Below are 3,599 nucleotides of genomic sequence, written 5' to 3'. Positions count from 1 at the left end.
TGTTTTGTTTTTTTTTTCGTTGTGGGTGTTGGTTCTGGTTCTCCCTTTTGTTTGGCCGCCGCCGCCGCCGCCCCCCCCCCCGATACCGGAGGACGTGCCGGTGATCAGAACCGTCTTCGGGGAGGTCATGAGGGTCTTCCTTGCGTGTGGAGTGCAACGGAGCGGACAACGCCGCAAACGGGGAGTTCCCCGGTTAATCGCCAACGTAACCGGGGAACTCCCCGGTTGTCCAGATAGACTGATCCCGACGAAGGGAAACAGCCTTGACCACCCAGCCGAGCGTGTTGCGCGCCGATGCCCGCCGCAACCGGGAACGCATCCTCGAAGCGGCCGTGCGCGTCTTCTCCGAGAAGGGCGCGGACGTCGCGATCGACACGATCGCCAAGGCCGCGGGCGTCGGCTCGGCCACGCTCTACCGTCACTTCCCCACCCGCGAGGCGCTGGTCGAGGCCGCCTACCGCAACGAGCTCGCCCGCGTCTGCGACAGCGCGGCGAAGCTGCTGGCCGACAACCCGCCGGACCGGGCGATGCGCCTGTGGATGGACGACTTCATCGACTACCTGGCCGCCAAGCAGGGCATGGCGGACGCCCTGCGGGCCGCGGTCGCCTCCGGCGCGGACCCCTTCGCCGAAACCCTCGACAAGCTCGCCGCCGCGATCGGCACCCTGCTGCACGCCGGCACCGACGCCGGCCTCCTGCGCCCGGACATCGACCCCGTCGACGTCGGCTTCAGCCTCGCCGGCATAGCGCTGATCACCAGCGCCCCCGCCCAACGCGAACGGGCCGGCCGCCTCCTCGACCTGCTCCTCGACGGCCTCCGCCACGGCACAGACCGATAACCCGCCCCCTGGCACGCCGCACGACGGGCGGCCGGCGGAAGCGGAGCGTCAGGCCACGCACGCCACCTGGGCACGCTGTGCGGAAAGGCCGGCCCACCTCGGGTGGTGCCGGCCTTCCCCGCTGCCGTTCGTTCCGGCCTCTTCGGTGGCTGAACGCGATGATGCTTGCCGTGCCGGCCTCGACGGGCCGCAGGCGGGGTCCGCGTCCGCGCCCGGCCGTGCAGGCGCGGCCCCCCGGGCCGTACCTGCGGGCGAGGCGTCGTCGGTGTGGCCGGGTCGGGTGCGGGCGTCGACGCGGCCCTCGGCGGGCAGGGGGCCCCAGTACTCGTGCGACTGCGGCGCGCCGCCGGCCGGGGGGCGAGACCTGTTCAGTGCCGCGGGCCCGGCCGGTGGGAGGCCAGCCGCGCCGGGGGCACGGCGTGGCCGCGTTGGCCGGCGGCCCGGTGGTGCTGTGGTGGGCCGCCGTGACGGGAATGCTAGACCCGCGCGGCAACGGTGGCCAGGGCTTCGGCCTGCAATCTTTCGGCCGCGAACATGCCAGCCGGCGGGCGGGGTCGCGCTGTCCGGGGTGGCCTGGAGCAGCAGACGGCGCGAGGGCCTGTGTCCGCGCTTTCGCGCGGGCACAGGCCCTCGTGGGTGGCCCCGGTGGCCCCTGTCCGGTCCCCGAGGCACGGGGGGAAGCCGAACGGTCGGCTTAGTACCAGTGGTGGGTCTGCCAGAACGCCCAGGCGGCGTTCGGGCTGCCGTAGCGGGAGTTCATGTAGTCCAGCGCCCACTTGATCTGGGTGCTCGGGCTGGTCTTCCAGTCCGCGCCGGCCGAGGCCATCTTGGAGGCCGGCAGCGCCTGACCCAGACCGTAGGAGCCCGAGCTCGGGTTGGTCGCCGTCACGCTCCAGCCGGACTCGTGCGAGATGATCTGGCTGAACGAGGCCAGCTGGTCCGCCGGCACCATCTGCGCGGCGATCGCCTGCGGGGAGGCGTCCGCGGCCGAGGCCATCGTGGGGACCACGGCGGCACCCAGGGCGGTCACACCGGCGGCGCCGGCGAGAATCGCGGCAGAGGTACGCATACGGAGCTTGAAAGCGGGCATGTAGAGCAAGACCTCAATCGGGTTGGGCCGGTGTCACGCCCCGTCCCGACCGTGGCCGGACAGGGGCCGAACGCTCGCGGGGTGTGACTCGACGGTGAGCCGTCCACCGGAAGGACAGGAACCGGTGCGGCTGGCGATGAATGCCAAGTTGCCAGACCGGATCCCCCGCCGCCAAGACCCCCTCACCACGATCCGCCGTCGTAGCGAGGTGCCCCGCACCCATCCGAGAGACGGGCCGCCCGGAGCGCGTCGATCCCCACCCACCCCTCCCGGCCTGCACGAACACCCCCCAGAACCCCAGCAAATAGCCTTAAAAGGGTGCAAAACGGACACTACTATTCGTCCTCGTGCACCCCATCCACGTGTGAGCGCACTCACCCCACAACCCCCGACGACATCACCCACCGCCCCACCACCACCACACCGAGTCAACACCGGACGGCCGCCACTGAGACCGCCACCGGCGCCGGGCGCCGACCGTGGCCGAAATGGCGAGGCCGACCCGTTCTGCATAGGCTCGAAGGGAATCCGCGCGCCCGCAGGGTCTTCCTGCGGCACTGTTCGACCGCGGCGGCCGGCGTCCGGTTCCGCCGCGCGAGGTTGCACCGCTCCCGGCGCCGTCATGGACGCGAACGGCGCCGCGCCCTGGGTTGGTCGAGTTCGGTGGGCGGTCCGTCGCGCGGTGATCGTCGCAAGGGAGATCGATTCCCGTGGATCTCAACACCATCACCGAAGTCGTCCGCCGCCCGCCGGATCAACCGGGCGCGCACTGGCGCGAGGGCGACGCCTGGCTCGCCGGGGGAACGTGGCTGTTCTCCACGGAGCAGCCGGACCTGCGTCGCCTGATCGACCTGACGGCGTTGCGTTGGGATGCCCTCGTGCCAAGCGACACGGGCCTCGAGATCGGCGCCACGTGCACCATCCGTGACCTGTATGCCTTCGTGCCGCCGGACGACTGGATCGCGGGCTCCCTTTTCGCGACGGGCTGCGACGCGTTCCTGGCCTCGTTCAAGGTGTGGAACTCGGCGACCGTCGGCGGCAATATCTGCATGTCCCTGCCGGCCGGCCCGATGATCACGCTGACGGTCGCCCTGGAGGCGACGTACGAACTGTGCGCCCCGGACGGGTCCGCGCGCGTCGTCGATGCCCTCGACTTCGTGACCGGCGACAACCAGAACGTTCTGACTCCCGGGGAAGTCCTGCGGCGCATCACCGTTCCGGCGCGCGCGCTGAGGAAACGCGCCACGCACCGCCGCTTCACGCTGACCCGCCTCGGCCGTTCGACGGTCTTCCTCATCGGTACTCAGACGCCCGGCACGAACGACCTGCTGCTCACCGTCACGGCCGGCACCACACGGCCGGTGCGCCTCGCCTTCGACACCATGCCCGATGCCCGAACCCTGCGGCAGAGCATCGACGCCGTCCCCGCCGACGTCTGGTTCGCGGATCCCAACGGGACCCCCGACCACCGCCGTCACCTGACACGGCACTTCGCCGAAGAGATTCGCCGCGAACTCATGGCTGGGAGCCCGGCGTGACCTACATCGTGAACGGCAGGCGTTTCGACGAGGAACCGGACCCCGGCCAGTGCCTACGCACCTTCCTTCGCTCACTCGGTCACTACGGTGTCAAAAAGGGCTGCGACGCCGGCGATTGCGGTGCGTGCACGG

At 70.9% G+C, this 3,599-nt stretch carries 4 protein-coding genes; 3 read left to right on the top strand and 1 reads right to left on the bottom strand.

Translation table 11 applies throughout. The annotated features are described in order from the left end of the window. The first annotated feature begins 263 nt into the window (after positions 1–263). Positions 264–839 (top strand): TetR/AcrR family transcriptional regulator, encoded by a 576-nt coding sequence (locus ACFQ87_RS43700; RefSeq protein ID WP_380616604.1) that lies wholly within the window; start codon positions 264–266, stop codon positions 837–839. A 694-nt stretch (positions 840–1,533) separates the two neighbouring features. On the opposite strand, the gene ACFQ87_RS43695 is transcribed toward ACFQ87_RS43700, so the two are convergent. Further along, on the bottom strand, positions 1,534–1,908 hold the full coding sequence (locus ACFQ87_RS43695; RefSeq protein WP_380616603.1) for a transglycosylase SLT domain-containing protein: 375 nt from the start codon (positions 1,906–1,908) through the stop codon (positions 1,534–1,536). Between the two features lie 731 nt (positions 1,909–2,639). Between ACFQ87_RS43695 and ACFQ87_RS43690 the strand changes: the two genes are divergently transcribed. Continuing rightward, positions 2,640–3,467 carry an FAD binding domain-containing protein gene (locus ACFQ87_RS43690; protein WP_380616602.1) on the top strand — a complete coding sequence of 276 codons (828 nt, stop codon included), beginning with the start codon at positions 2,640–2,642 and terminating at the stop codon, positions 3,465–3,467. Then, a partial coding sequence (locus ACFQ87_RS43685; protein WP_380616605.1) for a 2Fe-2S iron-sulfur cluster-binding protein occupies positions 3,464–3,599 on the top strand: 136 nt, incomplete at its 3' end. The genes ACFQ87_RS43690 and ACFQ87_RS43685, both read left to right, overlap by 4 nt.

It is taken from the genome of Kitasatospora sp. NPDC056531, from assembly GCF_042794375.1.
Taxonomy (GTDB): Bacteria; Actinomycetota; Actinomycetes; order Streptomycetales; family Streptomycetaceae; genus Kitasatospora.
This window is presented reverse-complemented; position numbering and strand designations above follow the sequence as displayed.